The sequence below is a fragment of the Cellulosimicrobium sp. E-16 genome, assembly GCF_049913115.1.
GTDB lineage: Bacteria > Actinomycetota > Actinomycetes > Actinomycetales > Cellulomonadaceae > Cellulosimicrobium.
In genome coordinates this window covers 2628082-2644122 of record NZ_CP183974.1, presented here as the reverse complement: position 1 = coordinate 2644122, position 16041 = coordinate 2628082, and the positions used below count along the sequence as shown (strand labels likewise).

General features: G+C 74.8%; 14 protein-coding genes. 3 read left to right on the top strand and 11 right to left on the bottom strand.

The genetic code is table 11. From position 1 onward, the window contains the following. Nucleotides 1-85 precede the first annotated feature (85 nt). Entirely contained in the window at nucleotides 86-307 is a 222-nt protein-coding gene (locus ACN9MS_RS11745; protein WP_426308779.1) for a CDGSH iron-sulfur domain-containing protein, read from the top strand. Here the strand turns inward: ACN9MS_RS11745 and ACN9MS_RS11740 are convergent. From ACN9MS_RS11740 to ACN9MS_RS11730, 3 genes are all read right to left on the bottom strand, one after another. After that, nucleotides 247-954 (bottom strand): SDR family NAD(P)-dependent oxidoreductase, encoded by a 708-nt coding sequence (locus ACN9MS_RS11740; protein ID WP_426308778.1) that lies wholly within the window; start codon nucleotides 952-954, stop codon nucleotides 247-249. The two genes, ACN9MS_RS11745 and ACN9MS_RS11740, sit on opposite strands and share 61 nt — an antisense overlap. Further along, nucleotides 951-1550, bottom strand: coding sequence for a DUF2231 domain-containing protein (locus ACN9MS_RS11735; RefSeq protein WP_426308777.1), 600 nt, complete (start codon nucleotides 1548-1550; stop codon nucleotides 951-953). Before ACN9MS_RS11735 ends, ACN9MS_RS11740 begins: the two co-directional genes overlap by 4 nt. 417 nt (nucleotides 1551-1967) lie before the next feature. After that, entirely contained in the window at nucleotides 1968-2630 is a 663-nt protein-coding gene (locus tag ACN9MS_RS11730) for an ANTAR domain-containing protein (protein WP_426308776.1), read from the bottom strand. Nucleotides 2631-2768: 138 nt separating this feature from the next. On the opposite strand from ACN9MS_RS11730, the gene ACN9MS_RS11725 reads away from it, so the two are divergent. Together ACN9MS_RS11725 and ACN9MS_RS11720 are read left to right on the top strand one after the other, a co-directional pair. Then, entirely contained in the window at nucleotides 2769-3206 is a 438-nt protein-coding gene (locus tag ACN9MS_RS11725) for an SRPBCC family protein (protein ID WP_426308775.1), read from the top strand. Nucleotides 3207-3788: 582 nt separating this feature from the next. Next, a complete protein-coding gene (locus ACN9MS_RS11720; protein WP_426308774.1) occupies nucleotides 3789-4916 on the top strand; it encodes a hypothetical protein in 1128 nt (375 codons plus the stop codon). Between the two features lie 141 nt (nucleotides 4917-5057). Here the strand turns inward: ACN9MS_RS11720 and ACN9MS_RS11715 are convergent, their stop codons facing one another. The 8 genes from ACN9MS_RS11715 to ACN9MS_RS11680 all read right to left on the bottom strand — a co-directional run bounded on the left by ACN9MS_RS11715 (nucleotide 5058) and on the right by ACN9MS_RS11680 (nucleotide 16039). Further along, a complete protein-coding gene (locus ACN9MS_RS11715) occupies nucleotides 5058-8954 on the bottom strand; it encodes a PQQ-dependent sugar dehydrogenase (RefSeq protein ID WP_426308773.1) in 3897 nt (1298 codons plus the stop codon). A gap of 362 nt (nucleotides 8955-9316) precedes the next feature. Then, nucleotides 9317-10180, bottom strand: coding sequence for a DUF1684 domain-containing protein (locus ACN9MS_RS11710; protein ID WP_426308772.1), 864 nt, complete (start codon nucleotides 10178-10180; stop codon nucleotides 9317-9319). 64 nt (nucleotides 10181-10244) lie between these two features. Then, a complete protein-coding gene (locus tag ACN9MS_RS11705; RefSeq protein ID WP_426308771.1) occupies nucleotides 10245-11549 on the bottom strand; it encodes an acyl-CoA thioesterase/BAAT N-terminal domain-containing protein in 1305 nt (434 codons plus the stop codon). Further along, the gene (locus ACN9MS_RS11700) at nucleotides 11546-12502 is read right to left on the bottom strand and encodes an Ldh family oxidoreductase (RefSeq protein WP_426308770.1); all 957 of its coding nucleotides are present in this window, start codon (nucleotides 12500-12502) and stop codon (nucleotides 11546-11548) included. Before ACN9MS_RS11700 ends, ACN9MS_RS11705 begins: the two co-directional genes overlap by 4 nt. Nucleotides 12503-12578: 76 nt before the next feature. Then, nucleotides 12579-13238, bottom strand: a complete 660-nt coding sequence (locus tag ACN9MS_RS11695; protein ID WP_021483335.1) for a GntR family transcriptional regulator — start codon at nucleotides 13236-13238, stop codon at nucleotides 12579-12581. A 55-nt stretch (nucleotides 13239-13293) separates the two neighbouring features. Then, nucleotides 13294-14190 carry an ABC transporter permease gene (locus ACN9MS_RS11690; protein ID WP_426308769.1) on the bottom strand — a complete coding sequence of 299 codons (897 nt, stop codon included), beginning with the start codon at nucleotides 14188-14190 and terminating at the stop codon, nucleotides 13294-13296. Further along, nucleotides 14187-15005, bottom strand: coding sequence for an ABC transporter ATP-binding protein (locus ACN9MS_RS11685; RefSeq protein WP_426308768.1), 819 nt, complete (start codon nucleotides 15003-15005; stop codon nucleotides 14187-14189). The genes ACN9MS_RS11690 and ACN9MS_RS11685 overlap by 4 nt, the downstream gene beginning before the upstream one ends. Next, nucleotides 15002-16039, bottom strand: a complete 1038-nt coding sequence (locus tag ACN9MS_RS11680) for an ABC transporter substrate-binding protein (RefSeq protein WP_264030146.1) — start codon at nucleotides 16037-16039, stop codon at nucleotides 15002-15004. The genes ACN9MS_RS11685 and ACN9MS_RS11680 overlap by 4 nt, the downstream gene beginning before the upstream one ends. Nucleotides 16040-16041 lie beyond the last annotated feature (2 nt).

Genomic DNA, 16041 nt, shown 5'->3' with positions numbered 1-16041 from the left:
CCGGCTCGCCGGCGGAGCTGCGCGCGGCGACCGGGGAGGGGCCGCGGTGACGGGTCAGCCGCGCGCGCGAGCTGAGGAGGTCGTCGTGACGGCCTGCCCCGACGGCCCGCTGCTCGTCCGCGGCCCCGCGCGCCTCGTCGACCAGGAGGGGAACGAGATCGAGCGGCACCGCGCGACCGTCGCGCTGTGCCGGTGCGGCGGCACCGCGATCCCGCCGTGGTGCGACGGGACGCACAAGGTCAACGGCTACCGGAGCGGGGACGACGACGGCCGCTCGACGGCGAGCGAGGCCGGGACGGGCGCGTAGAACCAGCCGTGGAACGCGGCCCGGGCCGGTTGCGACAGCACGCGCGCAGCCGCGAGCATCACGCCGCCCTGGACGCCCGTCACCACCTCGGGCCGACCGTGGAGGAGCGCGTCCACCGCGCGTCGCGCCACGGCCGCGGGTCGCGGCTTGGGCAGCCGGCCGACGTGCGTGCGCTCCATCCCCGCCTCGCGGAAGAACGGCGTGCGCGTCGGGCCCGGCAGGAGCGCGGTGACCGTGACGCCCGTCCCGGCGAGCTCGCCCCGCAGCGACCACGCGAACGAGCGCAGGAACGCCTTGGAGGCGGCGTACGCCGCGAAGTGCGGGGCGGGCATCTCGCCGGCGACGGACGACGTGACGAGGATCTTGCCGGTTGAGGACGACGGTCGAGACGCCGAGCTCGCGCGCGCCGGGCGGTCGCCTCGTCCCCGCGGGGGGGTCGCCAGGTCGACCGTGAGCCCCTCGTGCGCGCCACCGTGCGCGGAGAGGTCGTGCACCGTGGGCTCGACGTCGCGGTCCGCGACCACGAGCACGTCGTTCCCCCGCCGCGCGAGCTCGACCGCGAGCGCGCGCCCGATCCCGCTCGTCGCGCCGGTCACGAGGGCGGCGCCGCGGTCCGCCGGTGGCCGCGCGGGTCGTGCGGCGGTCACGGCAGGTCCGACGCGTCGTCGTCGCCGAGCGCGACCTCCGCGGGCGGCTCCCGCAGCGCCTGGGCGAGGTGCCCGCCCAGGAACGCGCTCGCGCCGGCGACGGCGTAGCCGAGCATCGAGACCGCGACCCCGGACCGGTGCCGCCCACCGCGGCGCAGGAGCCACGACGTCCCGTAGAGCGCCGAGACGCCCGTGTTGAGCGCCGCGTGCACGGCGCCGACGCGGCGGGCGCGCCGGTCGACGTCGAGATAGTCGGCGAGCCCGGTGAGGGCCGTCGGCGCGACGGCCAGGAGGCCGAGCCCGACGAGCCGCTGCGCCGCCGGGGCGCTCCGTTCGCCCCCGACGAGGTCGAGCACCGCCGCGCTGGTCCACAGGCCGACCGGGACGTCGGTGAGGGTCGCGTGGAGCGCATGGCCCAGCGAACGGCCGTGCAGCTCCTCGCGCAGGCGGCCGTGGGAGGGGACGACGGCGAGCGCGACGCCACGGACCGTGCCCGAGAGGCCGTCGAGCGCGGTCGCGCCCTCGAGCCGCCGCGCGAGGCGCAGGAGGACGGGGGAGTCCGCGTCGTGGGTGGCGGTGCTGCGGGTATCGGACACGGGCGCTCCTCGGGTCGTCGCGCTCCCGTTCTCGAAGCCCTGCGTCGACCGTAGGCACGATCGCGCGCGCTCGCGCGCGCGGCCCCGGACGCACGTCGCCCTCGTCCTGGCGGGCCGGGACGAGGGCGGTCGTCGCGGGGCAGGCGTGCGGCGGTCTTCTTCACCGGCTGCCGTGCGACGGGCACCACGCTAGGGTCTCGGGCCGCACGTCGCCCTCCGGCGGCGGGTGAACTTCCGCCCGGCGTGCGGACCGGCTCGCCCTGCGCCCCGGGCGCCAGACCCGTGGAACGATCGAGCAGGCCAAGGGCGTGATCATGCTCGCGGTCGGCGTGGGCGCCGACGAGGCTCACCGGCGAGGCCGCGCGCCTCGACGGCGTGGTGTTCGACGCGGGCGACGACGGGACGTGACGCGAGCTTTCACGTGCCCTGCTCGTCCTCGGACGGCTCCGACACCACGAGCGCGCGGAGCAGCTGCTCCGCGACCTCGCGCGGGCTCACGTCCCGGTGCCGCGAGGCTGAGTCGATGATGCGGCGCGCCTCCTCGGCGGAGCACCGGTTCGTCTGCATGATCGCGCCGACGGCGCGCTCCGTCGCGACGGCGTCCGACATGCCGCGGTAGAACCCCGCGGTCGAGTCCTCGAGTTCGGCGAGCTCGAGGCGGAGCCGCACCGCCGAGGCGACCAGCTGGGCGAACGAGTCGGCCGCGGTGAGGAGCTCGGCGGTCCAGGGGTCGCGGGTCCGGGAGTAGAGGTTGAGCGCGACGGCGACGTCGTCCGCGACGGCCGCCGGGACCGCTGCGGCGGAGACGTAGCCCTCCGCACGGGCCTGGCGCGACCACTGCTCCCAGTGCGTGGCCTCCTCCACGGCGACGACGAGCCGGGAGCCGGCGTCCATCGCGTCGACGCACGGACCGGCGTCGTCGAGCACCTCGGCCTGGTCGCACCGCGCGGCGGCGTCGCTGCTGCTGCCCGCCCGCACGCTGATCCCGGCCTGGCGCATCGTCACGCTGACCTCGAGACCGTGGCCGAGGATCGTCGCGGCGCGCTCCGCGAACTCCTGCGGAAAGCTGGCGATGCCCATGGCGCGAGCCCCTTCCTGAGGTCGTCCCCGCGTCGTCGCGAGGTTCTTCACGCTACGTCGGACGGGGTGGGCACGCGCGCACTGGCGGCCTCCGCCACGAGCGGTTGCCAGTGCCGGGCGCAGGGCTAGCGTCGCCTCATGGTGACCGTCACACGAGCCGTCGGATGCCCCCCGGACGCGGTGCTCGGCGTGCTCGCGGACGGCTGGTCGTACTCGACCTGGGTCGTCGGGACGGCACGCGTGCGCGCCGTCGACGACGCATGGCCCGCGCCAGGGTCGCGCATCCTCCACTCGGTCGGGCTCTGGCCTGCGCTGCTCGACGACGAGACGGTCGTCCGTGCCTGGGACCCGGACCGGGCGATCGACCTGCAGGCGCGGGGTTGGCCAGCCGGCGAGGCGCGCGTGCGGATCGAGGTGCGCCCGTCGGGTCAAGGCTGCGCCGTGCGGATCACGGAGGACGCGGAGAAGGGCCCCGGAACGCTCGTCCCGCGGCCCCTGCGCAGCGCGGTGATCGGCCCGCGCAACGTCGAGACGCTCCGCCGGCTCGCGTTCCTCGCCGAGCGCAGGACCCCGTAGCAGCTCTGCGGCCCGAGGCGCCCACGGTCCCGAGCGTCGACGGCGTGCGCGGCGCGAGCCGCGTTCCACCCGCACGCACCGTGGACCCCGCCGCCGGGGTGCGCGGACGCGCTCGCCAGGTAGAGCGACGCGACCGGCGTCTCCGGTCGGCCGAGGCCGGGCGTCGGCCGCAGGAACAGCTCCTGGTGCACGGCGGACGTCCCGCCGTTGACGGCCCCTCCCGCGAGGTTGGCGTCGGCGGCCTCGAGGTCGGCCGGGGTCTGCACGAACCGGCCGACCACGGCGTCGGTGAACCCGGGTGCGGCGTGCTCGACCGTGTCCTCCACGCGCTGCCCTGCCGCGGCCTCGACGAGGATCGTCAGGACGAGGGCCGTCCGGCGCGAGCGGTACGTCCGTGCCGACGACCCGAGCCGGTTCCTGACGCCGACCGCTCGTCCGCGCGGCTGCCGCGCCGCGTCGGCGGCTGGCTGCACCGACGCCGCCAGTGAAGCACCGGCTCTGCCCGCTCACACGCGGGCCGGTCCTCCGCGCACGTTCCCCGTGGGCGTGCGGGCGCCGGGGGCGCGCGGCACCCTCGTTCCCGTGACGAGCGAGCACGGGACCGCGGACGGGAGCCGACGAGGCGCGCGGGCGGTCGAGGCCGGGACACGCGCGCGTCGAGCCCTGGTGGCCGCGCAGCGGCAGTGGGTGCGCCACCCGCGGTGGTCGCTCGCGGTCAAGGGCGCGGTCGCCGCCGCCGTCGCGTGGTTCGTCGGCGTGCTCGCGCCCGAGCCGTTCTCCGACTATCCCTACTACGCGCCGCTGGGCGCCGTCGTCGCGACGACGAGCACGCTCGCCCGTTCGGTCCGCGAGTCCACCCAGGCGATCCTCGCGATCCTCGTCGGCGCGGCCATCGCGCGCGGCGTCGACCTCGTCCTCTCCCCGAGCGCGCTGTCCGTCGCGCTCGTCGTCGGCCTCGCGCTCCTGTGCTCGGGGTGGCGCCGCTTCGGCGAGATGGGCACGTGGGCGGTGACGTCAGCGCTGTTCGTCCTCATCATCGGCAACGCGGCCAAGGTCGAGTTCGTCGGCGCGTACGCGGGGCTCGTCGTCGTCGGCGCGGCCATCGGCGTGGTGATCAACCTCCTGGTCCCGCCGCTGCCGCTCACACCGACCGAGGAGGCGCTCGACAGGCTGCGCGACACGCTCGTCGACCAGGTCGAGGCGCTCGCGGACGGGCTCGCGGGGGAGCGGCCGCCGTCCGCGGAGGAGTGGGAGGAGCGCCGCCGCGAGGTGGAACCGACCCTCGCCCGTGCGCGCGACGCGGTCGCGCGCACGCGCGAGGCCGCGCGGGCCAACATCCGCCTGCGCCGGCACCGGGACTGGGCCGTCTCCCAGGTGCGGCGCGCGCAGGAGCTCGAGGTGTCGGCGGACGTGGTGGGCTCGCTCGTCCGGCTCCTCCTCGAGTGGGAGCGCGAGGGGCGCGACGACCTCGCCCTCGGTGCCCGCCTGCGCCCGCTCGCGGCGAGCGCGCTCGACGCCTACGCGGTCGCGCTCCGCTCCGTCGGCTCCGTGCCCGCCGACGAGGAGGCGCTGCGCACCGTCGCCGCGCGCGCGGAGGACCTGCGCCGGGCCGTCCGGGCGGCGCGGCGGGAGGTCGACGAGGACTACTTCGTCGCGGGCGCGGTCGTGCTCGCCCTCGGGCGGGGTGCGGCGGTCCTCGCCGCCTCCTGACCGCGGTTCCGCATCGTTGCTCCCGCGCCACGCCGGGACCGGGACGCGCGAGCCGCCCCGGTCCCGGCGGCTGGTCGGACGCAGCCATGGCGGGGCCGGGGCGGCTCTCGCGGTCAGGAGGTGGCGCTCACGCGCGGGGGATCACCCGCACGTGTGCGCGTCGTGCTCGACGACGACCTCGCTCGTCACCTCCTCGCCGTCGACCGTCGCGGTCGCGGAGACCGTGACCTCGCCCGCGTCGACCGTCGTGGCGCGCGTCGCGAACGACTGGTAGGCGGCCTTGCCGGGCTGGACGTCCGCGACCGTCCGGGACCCGAACGCCGTCGTGAGGGTCACGTCGGCCGGCACGTCCGACGCGTTCGTCGCCGCGACGGCGAGGTACGCCTTGCCGGCGAGGCAGCGCGGCGAGACCACCACGTCGACCTCGACCCCGGCCGGCTCGGCGGCCGGCGTGACCACGAGGTCGCGCAGGCTGCCGGTGTTGTCGAACGAGCCGAAGCCGACGCGACCCTCCGTGAACGTCGTGTCGTTCGCCGTGAGGAGCGGGGTGTCGAGGCCGTCGACGTAGACGGCGATGTCGCCGCCGTCCGCGCAGCGCACGACGCGCACGTCGTGCCACTCCTCGTCCGTGACCGCCGGCGGGGCGCCGACCGCGCCGTCCCACTGGTCGTCGATCCGCTCCCGGTCCTTGCCGTCGACCTTGAAGATGCCGTTGTGGGCGTAGATCGTGTTGTCCTGCGAGAGGTGGGCGTAGTAGTACTCCGTGTCCGACTGCCAGCCGAACACCACGATCACGTCCCGGTTGTTCACCGATGCCGGGGCGTCGAGCCTGACCTCGGCGTCGAGCGCGAACGAGCCGAGCTCGGGACCCTCGGTGAGGACGGCGTACTCGAACGGTCGGCGGATGCCGTCGTTCGGGTTGTCCCCGGCCTGGGCGAGGACGACCGCGTCGCCGGGGAACTGCCACTTCGCCGGCGTGCGCGGCGCCCAGTTCTCACCGGCCATGACGTCCGTGATCGGCTCGCCCGCCGGCGCGCACGACGGCGGTGCCGGGGGCTCGACCGGCTGAGCGCCGAACCGGGCGTACTGCGCCGCGACCTGCTCCGGCGTCGGGACGACGTCGAGGAACATGAGGTCGTCCATGCGGCCGTGGAACGGGTTGGCCTCCCGCGTGTCCTGCGGGAAGCTGCCGCCGATCTTGAGCCCCGCGGGGTCGGTCGGGGAGGTGGCCCCGGCGCCCCAGGGGTTCGAGGCCGTGTATTCGCCCTCGAGCTCCTCGCCGTTCATGTAGAGCTTCATCTCGCCGCCCGCGAAGTCGAACGTCGCCGCGAGGTGGACCCAGCGGTTGCGCTCGAGGATCTGGTCCCAGGGCAGGTCGGCCGCGAACGTCCACGAGCCCGCGCCGTCGACCCGGCGGCCGAGCGCGACGAGCTTGAGCTCGTTCCCGACCGTGATGACCTCGAGCAGCGCGCGCACCGCGTGGCCGTCCGAGGTCCCGGTGAGGACGCCCGCGAGCCCGATCGCGTTGTAGCGGTCGTCGGGGTTCGCCGTGCCGGAGTTGAGGGCCGGGTGCTCGCCGGTCGGCTTGAACCACCCCATGACCGAGATCTCGTCCGCGCCCGCGAAGGCGCCGAGCGAGTCCACGCCCGCGGGGTCGTAGACGCCGGCCTTCCAGTCGTCGTTCGACGCCACGAGCGGGCTCATCTGCTGCGTCTGGAGCGCTTCGCCGGCACCGGGGTAGGCCCGGTCGGCCACGCGCATCTCGACGCCGCCGTTGACGAGCTGGATGTTCGTGCCGGACCAGCCCTGGTCGGCCTCCCACGTCGTCGAGCCCGCGACCGGGTGGTCGAAGTCGTAGTGCGCCGCGACGTTCCCGGCGAGCTCGGGGAGCACGACGGGCGAGGACGCCCCGACGCGCCGCGCGCCGGTGACCTGCCAGATCTTCCCGTTGGCCTTCGAGATGAGGTAGAGCTCGCCGTCGGCGTCGGACCCGAAGCGCAGGTCGACCCGCTGGTCGCCGACGAGCTCCTGGAACGTGGTCTCCTGCCCGTCGGCGAACACGCGCAGGTGCTCGATCTCGGCCAGGTCCGCGAGGTCGCCGTCGTTCCGGACCATCTCGTCCTGCTCGGTGGCGAGCACCCAGCCGCGCACGAGGTCCGTGAAGAGATAGCGCCCGCGCAGCTCGGGGATGTCGCCGCGGTAGACGAACCCGCCGTTGAGCGCGACGCCCGCGTCGCCCGTCTGGCCGGGGTCGCGGTTGTGGTCGTAGGCGGCCACCGGATAGGTGAACCCGTTCTCCGCGTCGTTCGCCGGCAGGGGGTAGATCTGCCGGTTGTCCGCGAGGAACGACCCCTCGCGAACGGACCAGCCGAAGTTGTCGCCCGGCTCGACGGCGTAGACCGACTCGACCTGCCACTCGCCGATGTGCCCCAGGTACATGGTGTGGTCGCCCTCGGGGTCCCAGCTGATGCGGTGCGGGTCGCGCAGGCCGACGGCGTAGATCTCGGGCAGCGCGCCCGGGGTGCCGACGAACGGATTGTCCGCGGGGATCCCGTACTGCCCGTTGGCGCTGTCGTCGCCCAGCGGGTCGATGCGGAAGACCTTGCCCTGCGGCGTGGAGAGGTTCTGCGGGTTGCCGTTGCCGACGCCGTTGCCGCCGTCGCCCACGAGGACGTAGAGGTTGCCGTAGTCGGCGTCGCCCTCGGCGACCGTGGGGTTGAACGCGATCTGCTGCACCGTGTGCACGCGGCCGGCGAACGGCACGCGCAGGACCTCGCGGCTCGTCCCCGCGAAGACCGGTGCGGACGGGTCGGTCGCCTTCCACTCGGTGACGACGCTGTGGAACTGCGTGTTGCCGTACGCCGGGTAGTCCGGGGTGTCCTCCGTCAGCGCCGTGCCGCCCTCGGTGTGCACCGTGTAGAACAGGCCGTTCTCGGCGAAGTCGGGGTGGAACTCGGCGGAGCCGAGGCCCGTGCCGAGGCCCGCGCTGTTGTGAAAATTGTCGAGGAACTGCTGGCGCACGTCCAGGTACGGCACGTACGCGCCCGTGTCCTTGTCGACGGTGTAGAGGACCGCGTTGTTGTCCGGCACCATGAGGCGGCCCGAGCCGTCGGGGATCTCGTCGAGGTGCGTGATGCGGTTGTGGCGGACGAGGCGCTGGTCCTGCGTCGCCGGCGTCGTCTGCGACGCGGGGAGCTGGGCGAGCTCCGTCACCTCGATCCCGAGCGTCGACGGCGTCGGGTCGGGCAGCGGGTTGAGCAGCGGCTCGTTCGGCGTCGTGCCGCCCGCGGCGCAGTCGGCCGGGTTGCCCGTCGGGACGGCGAGGTTCTGCCCGGCCGTGTCGACCGCGACGTCGTCCAGCATGAGGCGGCCCGCGCTGCTGGCGCCGTTGATCCAGAAGAACCGGTCGAGCGCCGAGGTCACGCCCTGGCGGAAGCCGAACTGCTGCTCGGTGCCCTCGGGCAGCCGGGTGATCTGCTCGTAGGGTCCGCCCTGGCTGTAGACGCTGACCTTGTCCGTCGCGTTGTCGGCCACGATCCAGACGCACTGCCACGTGTCGCGCGACCAGACGCCCGCGGGCTTGAAGGCGCCGCCGTCGCGCACGAGCATGACGTCGTTGTTCTGGTTGTTCACGTACGCGCGGCTGTGCGCGTAGTCGGACGGCGCGTCGAGGTCGGTGATGCCGAACGACGTGTCGACGCTCCCCGTCCGCATGAAGCGGAAGAACACGGTCCCGGTCGTGCCGTCCGCGATGCCGGGGACCGCGCGGTGGGCGCGCTGGGTGCCCCCGACCATCTCGAGGACCTGGTTGTTGCCGTTGAGCGGGTCGGCGATGACCCGGGCGGCCGACGAGGCGGACCAGCCGTCCTGGCCGTTCAGCGCCGTGCGCTGGTAGGACTCGAAGCTGAGGACCTCGCTGAACTCGTCCGCGGCCTCCTCCGCGGCCGCCGGTGGTCCGAGGAGGGTTCCCCCCAGGACGGCCGCGACGGAGAGGGCGATCGCCGCTCTCCGTCGTCGGCTCGAATGCGTAGACGTCATCGTCTGCTCCGTTTCGTCGGGTGGCGCTCGCACGACATCGGTGAGCGCTGTCATGCCCGACCCGCCGGCCGTCCGTCGCCGGGTCGGGGTTCCTGCACGCCGCCGGTCGCCCTCGACCGCGTCGTTGCGCCGGGGTCCGCACGGGCCGCGCGCACGGTCGGTGGCGGCCCCTCGACCGCCGCGTCCTGGCTCTCCCGTCCGGCTCGAGCTGCACGTCCGTGTGCGCGACCCTCGCAGCGTAGGGAAGGCGCTTTCCGAGTGTCAAGAGATGCGTCGCCCGCGTGTCGCGGCACCGGTGCACGACGACGGCGGGCGCCCGGTCCGCCGGGACGCCCGCCGTGGGCCGCGCGTCGTGCAGCCGGTCAGGAGGCCTGCGCGTACGTCTGGATCCGGTCGATCCGCAGCGGCGGCTTCTTCTCGCCGGCGGTCACGGGCACCGGGAGGCGGTTCTGCGGTGGTGCCAGCGGGCACGTGACGAAGTTGGTGAACGCGCACGGGAACGAGAACGCCCGGTTGAAGTCGACCACCGTGTCGCCGTCGGTCTCGATGTCCGGGACCCGCACGAGTCTCCCGTTCCCGTAGGTCTCGGTGCCGCTCGTCGTGTCCGTGAAGTGGGCGTTGCCGCGCTCGATGCCGGTGTCGTCGTCGGGGCGGCCCGCGACGGCGAGCCTGTACTCGACACCGTCGAGGGTGAAGGCCACCTCGCCGATCACGCGCTGCTCCTCGAAGACGCCGCGCTCCACCGTCGGGTAGTCCGACGCCTGCTCGGCCGTCCGCGTGAACCGCGCGGGAAGGACCCAGCGCTCGTCGAGCGGGAACGTCTCGATGTCGTCGAGGCGCTTGCTGGCCGCCTCGCGCGGGTCGCGGACGCGCACGCCGAAGATCTGGCGGCCGGTCGCGTCGGTGCGGCGGATCGTCTCGACGCGCAGGTCGCCGAAGAACGCGGGCACGAGGGAGTACTTGTGACCGGTCGACACGGGCGTCGGCGCCGTCACGGGTGCGCCGTCGAGCGTGACGGTCTCGCCGCTGCCGTCGGGCGTGTACACGACCTCGTCGTCCTGGACCGACCAGGTGCCGGGCACGCCCTCGACCTCGAGCGGCTCCGGGCCCGTCAGCCAGTCCTGGCTGACCATGGACATCCACCCGTACGGGCTCGTCAGCTCGTCGATCCGGGCGCGGTGCCACCGCTCCCACTCCTGGCGGTACTCGGCGCTCACTGCGGACATGTCGGTCCTCTCGTCGATGGGTCGGGTCACAGGTCGGGACAGGCTCAGGGTCGAGGGGTGCAGGTCAGGGCACGCGCGTCGCGCACTCCACGAACGCGCACACCTGCGCGAACGAGTCGGCGTCGGCGAACGCGTTGCCCCCGGGGGTCCCGCCGGCCGACAGCTCGATGCCGGAGACGGGGTGGCGGGTCGGGCCCTGCGCGACGGGGAGGTGCGGCAGGGCGATCGAGTGGCCCGCGTCGGGGTAGTCGAGCAGCAGCGTCTCGTGCGCGTGGCCCGCGGCGCGCAGCGTCTCGACGACCTGGCGCGCGTACATGCTCGAGGGCCACAGGCCGTCGGCCATTCCGGAGACGCACGCGACGGGGCCCGCGATGCGCTCGACGGGGATGCGCGACGCGGCGGCGAATCCCCGGTCGCGGAGGCCGTCGACGTAGACGTCGCGGTACCGGTCCGGGGGCGGCCCGCCCGTCCACGGCTGCCACGTCACGCCGGGGTTGTCCTGCCACAGGTGCGGGAGCGGCTCGCCGCCGAGCGTCCACGTGGGGGAGTCCCACCCCTGCGCGGGGTCCGCGGCGCCCTGGGCGCCGTGCACGTGGGCCCCGGGCACGTAGGCGACGACGGCGCCCACCAGGCCGGGGTAGGTGGCGCCCAGCAGGAGGGCGAGCTCGCCGCCCCGCGACTGGCCGCTCACCACGACGACGCCGGCGCGCGGCGCGAGCTCGCGGTGCACGTGGCGCAGCGCGGTCTCGAAGTACTCCAGCGGCGTGCGGGTGATGTGGTCGGGCAGGCCGGGCACGCGGAAGTAGCCGAGCGCGAGCGCCTGCACGCCGCGCGACGCGTAGAGCGCGCCGCGCTGCTCGTTGATGCCGCCGCCGGAGCCGTTGAGCACGACGATCGTCGGGTGCGGGCCGTCGCCCGGCGGCACGAAGAGCGTGCCGACGAGCCCGTCCTCGCGGACGTCGCGGCGTCGCACCCCGGGTCCGGTCCAGCGCTGCACGAGGTCGGCCGTCGCGCGCTGCGTGGCGTCGGACTCGTCCCATGCGTCGAGGCGCGTGCACAGCGGGATCGCGACGTCGGTCGTGGTCGGCCGACCGGGCTCCGTGCCGGGCGTCGGGTCGGGCCGCTGCGACGTGAGGAGCGCCATCCCGTCGACGCGCCCGTAGTCGCCGGACACCGGCGGGTCACGGTCGAGCCGGACGGTGCCGGCCCGGTCCGCGCGGTAGGTCGCGCGGGCGGACCACGCGGTCCCGGCGCGGTCCGTCGTCGCGCGGACCGTGACGAGCGCGCCGGGTGCGGCGCCGCTCACCTCGATGCGGCGGGCGACGTCGAGCAGGTCGTCGGCGGGGCTGACGGTGAGCCGGAGCGTCACGGCGCGCCTCCCGTCGCCGGGTCCAGCGCGTCCCAGACGTCGCGGTCGACGTCGAACACCTCCGCGTCCGGCCGGGCGCCCGGGACGCGGCCCCCGGCGCGCGTCCAGTCGTCGCCGAGGCGGTCCGCACGGTCGGCGAGGTCCTCGGCGCCGAACGCGCTGGGTTCGAGCGCGAGCACCCAGAGCCCGCGCCCCACGGCGTCGCCTCGTGCGCCGGTGAGCAGCCCGGCGAGCGCCTCCACCGTCAAGCCGAGCAGGGACCCGAGCAGACCGGCCGGGAGCAGCGTGCCGACGGCGCCCGCGTCCCGGGTGGGCTCGCCGTCGGGGCCGAGCGCGGCGCCGTCGGGCAGGGGAGCGCCCTCCCGGGTGCGGCGCCGCGCGTCGGCGAGCGTGACGGAGCTCGTCGCGGCGTCCACGACGAGCGCACGCCCCTGCCCGGCCCGCGGCACCGCCACGGCGAGCGGGTTCGTGCCGACCACGGGGGCGGTCCCGCCGTACGGGGCGACGGTGGCGGGGGACTGGGCCAGCGCGACCCCGACAAGCCCGTCCTCGGCGAGCGCGCGGACGTACGCGCCGACGCGCCCCGTCCCGCCCGCGTGGCGCACGGCGACCACGCCGACGCCGTGCCCGCGCGCGAGCCCCGCGGCCCGGCGGACCGCCGCGGCGAGCGCGACCGGCCCGGGGAGGTCGTACGCGTCCAGCGTCGCGGTCGCCCCGGTCACGACGGTGGACGGTGCCGCGTTCCCGGCCCGCCCCGTCGTCGTGCGCTCGCGCGCGTCCCGCAGCTCGCGGACGAGCAGCGCGAGGCCGAACTCCGGCCACCCCGACGCGTCCCCCGCCACGACGGCGCGGGCCGCGAGGTCGGCGTCGGCGGGGTCGTGGGCGGCGAGCGCCGCGCGGGCCCGGGCACGGGCGTCCGCGGCGTCGACGCGCACGGTGGGGATGGTGGGCACGGCGGTCCTCTCGGGTGGTCGGGGTGGGTCGGGTCGTGCTGGTCGTGCGCGTCGGTCTGGCCGTCGCGTCGGGCGGTCAGTCGTCGCCGAAGAACGCCCCGGAGTCGATCGCGAGGCCCATGACGACGCTGCGACCGCGGCGGATGTGCTCGAGCTCGAGGCGGGCGGCGCGCTCGCCGTCGCCCGCGCGGAGCGCCTCGATGAGGAGCCGGTGGTCGTCGAGCGGCGGCCCGGGCTCCAGGGGCTGGCGCCCGCAGAGCCGGAACGCCCGCTCCAGGTCCTCGAGCGCGAGCTCGGTGATGGCGTGCAGGCGAGGGTTGCGCGAGTACTTCGCGACCCGGCAGTGGAACAGGTGCGACGCCGACAGGATCGACTGCACGTCCTGCGCCTGCGGGTACGTGCCCTCGGCGATGGCCGCGAGCTCGTCGACCTCGGCCGGGCTCGCGTGGGCGGCTGCGAGGCGCGTCGCCATCGGCCCCGTCGCCTCGCGCACGTCGAGCACGTCGACGAGCGTCTTGAGGGTCACCGGGGCGACGCGGCACAGGGCGCGCGGGCGCACGTCCACGAGGCCGTCGTGGTCGAGGCGGTGCAGCGCGTCGCGCACCGGGGTGCGCGACGTCCCGAACTCGGACGCCGTCTCGGTGACGTCGATCTCCTCGCCGGGGCGCAGCTCGGTGAAGATGATCCGGCGCCGCAGCTCGTGGTAGATCCGGTCCGCGGCCGGGACGACGCTCATGCGACGGCCTCGGGCACGCGGGACGGGTCGTGGTGGGATCGGTTCATGCTGCCTCCTACTGACGGGACCAGGGCACGAGACGTCGTTCGAGCACCGTGACCAGGGTCGTGGAGAGGTAGCCCAGCACGGAGATGGTGACGATGCCCACGTACATCTTCGCGACGGCGAACGTCGTCCAGGAGCTCCAGATGAGGTAGCCCAGGCCGTTGCGCGACCCGACGAACTCCGAGGCCGCGATGATGACGAACGCGCCGCCCACGGCGAGCTTGAGCCCGGTGAAGATGCTCGGCAGCGCGGCGGGCAGCGCGACCGTGCGCCAGCGCTGGAGCCGGCCCGCCCCGTTGGCGGTCGCCACGTCGAAGTAGATCTGCGGCGTCTGGAGCACGCCGCCCATCGCGTTGTAGAAGACGTAGAAGAACACGCCGATCGCGACGATCACGTACTTGCTCGCCTCGCCGAGGCCGAACACGAGGAGCAGCAGCGGGAAGATCGCGACCTTGGGCACGGGCAGGAGGCTCGCGAAGATCGGCCCGAGGAGCGTGCGCAAGGTCGTGACCGACCCGAGCGCGATCCCCAGGACCAGCCCGGGCACGGCGCCGAGCACGAACCCGATCGCGATGCGCGTGAGCGTGATGCCCGCGTGCTCGAAGAGCTCGCCACTCCCGACGAGCTGCGCGAAGGTCTCGGCGATCGACGAGGGGGGCGGGAAGAACCGCGCGTCGAGCACGTTCGTCCGGCTCGCGAGCTCCCACACGGCGAGGAGCAGGAGCGGCGTGAACGGCCCGACGATCCGCACGACGCGTCCCGTCCGCTTCCGGCGCAGCTTCTCCGTCAGCTCGCGCGTGATCTCGGCCGTGCGGTCGTCGGCGTCGCGGGGCGCGTCCGGGGCGCCGCCACTCGCGGCAGGACCGGTCGGGCGGGCGGGGGTGCGCTCGTCGGTCGGGGTCGTCATGCGACCGCCTCCCGGGCACCGGCGGCGGACCGCTCGCCCGCCCCCGACGCGTCGTACGCCTCGGCGTCCTGCGCCTCCGCGTCCCGTAGCAGCCGCCACAGCTCGTACGTGATCTCGCCGTGGCGGGGGTCGCGGCGCAGCTCGAGGATGTCGCGCGGGCGGTCGAACGGGACCCGCACGTCGGCGAGGATGCGCCCGGGCCGGGCCGACATGACGACGACGCGGTCCGCGAGCACGAGCGCCTCGTCGACGCTGTGCGTGATGAAGAGCACCGACCGCGAGGTCTGCGACCAGATCTTCAGCAGCTCCTGCTGGAGCACGACGCGCGTCTGCTCGTCGAGCGCGCCGAACGGCTCGTCCATGAGGAGTGTCGCGCCGTCGTCGGCCAACGCCCGCGCGACCGACGTGCGCTGCCGCATGCCGCCCGAGAGCTGGTGCGGGTAGAAGCCCCGGAACTCTGTGAGGCCCACCATGTCCAGCAGCGGGGCGACGCGCTCGCGCCGGGCCGAGCGCCGCACGCCGCGCAGGCGCAGCGGGTACTCGACGTTCTGCTCGACCGTGAGCCACGGCAGCACGCCGTGGTCCTGGAAGACGACGGACGGTCGCGCCGCCATGGTCACCGTCCCGCGGTCGGCCTCCTCCAGGCCCGCGAGGATGCGCAGGAGGGTGCTCTTGCCGCACCCGGAGGGGCCGAGCACGCAGACGAACTCGTTGTCCTCGATGGTGAGCGACACGTCCTGGAGCGCGACGAGCACGTCGTCGCGGCGACGGTCGTGGAACCCCTTCCAGAGGCCCTCGACGGAGACGGCCGTCACGAGCCGAGCTCCGCGGCCCGCTCACGCGCCTGCTCGAGGAGGTCGGCGCGGAAGATGCTCTCGACGTCCGCCTCGCCCTCGTACTCGAGCGTGCCGCGGTCGCGGAAGAACTGCTCCTGGGCGTGCACGTCCTCCCAGTCGATCTCGCCCGTCGGGTCCTGCTCCGTGAGCGCGAGCGACGTGAGCGTCTCGACGGGCAGCTCGGTGTACCGCGCGATGATCTCCTGGTTCGCCGGGTCGTCCCAGCCGCCCGCCTCGAGCTCCGCGGCGGCGCGCAGGTACGCGGCCGTGAACGCGACGACCGCGTCGGGGTGCTCGTCGACGTACTCGGTGCTGAAGACCAGGGCGCCGAGCTCGGTGCCGGCGTGGTAGTCGATCGGGAGGATCTCGGACGCGATGCCCTCGCTCTCCAGCGACGACGAGATGGGCTCGATCGACCAGGCGGCGTCGACGGAGCCGCCCACGAGCGCGGGACCCGTCTCCGGCGGGCCGACGTTGACGAGCTCGACGTCGTCGAGCGTGAGGCCGCCGGCCTCCAGCGCCTTGGCCACCGAGTAGATGCCGAAGCCACCGTCACCGGGGATGCCGACGCGGCTGCCGGCGACCTGCTCGATCGACGTGATGCCGGAGTCGGCCGCGACGACGAACGGTGCCGGGTTCGGCCCGCTCTCCGGCACGCGCGAGACGCTCGCGATCACCGAGAGCGACGCGCCGGCCTCGGTGGCGTTGAACAGGCCCGCGCCCCACGTCGCGCCGCCGGCCGTGACGTTGTTCGTGCTGACGAGCTGGTAGGTCTCGCCGGACGTCCCGCCCTTGGCGAGGAGCTCGACGTCGACGCCCGCCTCCTCGAAGTACCCCTTGTCCTCCGCGAGGAAGAACGGCGCGTAGTCCGCGTAGGGGGAGTAGAGGAACGAGATCTGCGGCGCGGCGTCGTCCCCGCCGCCGGACGGGTCGCTCCCGCCCGCACAGCCCGCGAGGACCCCCGCCGCCGCGACGAGCGAGATGGTGATCGACGAGCGGCGTGAGATAGCCATGA

What these genes read in the sequence shown, in the direction of transcription:
- ACN9MS_RS11730 (WP_426308776.1), bottom strand. Translation starts at nt 2,630, where the DNA reads ATGGGCATCGCCAGCTTTCCGCAGGAGTTCGCGGAGCGCGCCGCGACG.
- ACN9MS_RS11725 (WP_426308775.1), top strand. Translation starts at nt 2,769, where the DNA reads ATGGTGACCGTCACACGAGCCGTCGGATGCCCCCCGGACGCGGTGCTC.
- ACN9MS_RS11715 (WP_426308773.1), bottom strand. Translation starts at nt 8,954, where the DNA reads ATGACGTCTACGCATTCGAGCCGACGACGGAGAGCGGCGATCGCCCTC.
- ACN9MS_RS11710 (WP_426308772.1), bottom strand. Translation starts at nt 10,180, where the DNA reads ATGTCCGCAGTGAGCGCCGAGTACCGCCAGGAGTGGGAGCGGTGGCAC.
- ACN9MS_RS11695 (WP_021483335.1), bottom strand. Translation starts at nt 13,238, where the DNA reads ATGAGCGTCGTCCCGGCCGCGGACCGGATCTACCACGAGCTGCGGCGC.
- ACN9MS_RS11690 (WP_426308769.1), bottom strand. Translation starts at nt 14,190, where the DNA reads ATGACGACCCCGACCGACGAGCGCACCCCCGCCCGCCCGACCGGTCCT.
- ACN9MS_RS11680 (WP_264030146.1), bottom strand. Translation starts at nt 16,039, where the DNA reads ATGGCTATCTCACGCCGCTCGTCGATCACCATCTCGCTCGTCGCGGCG.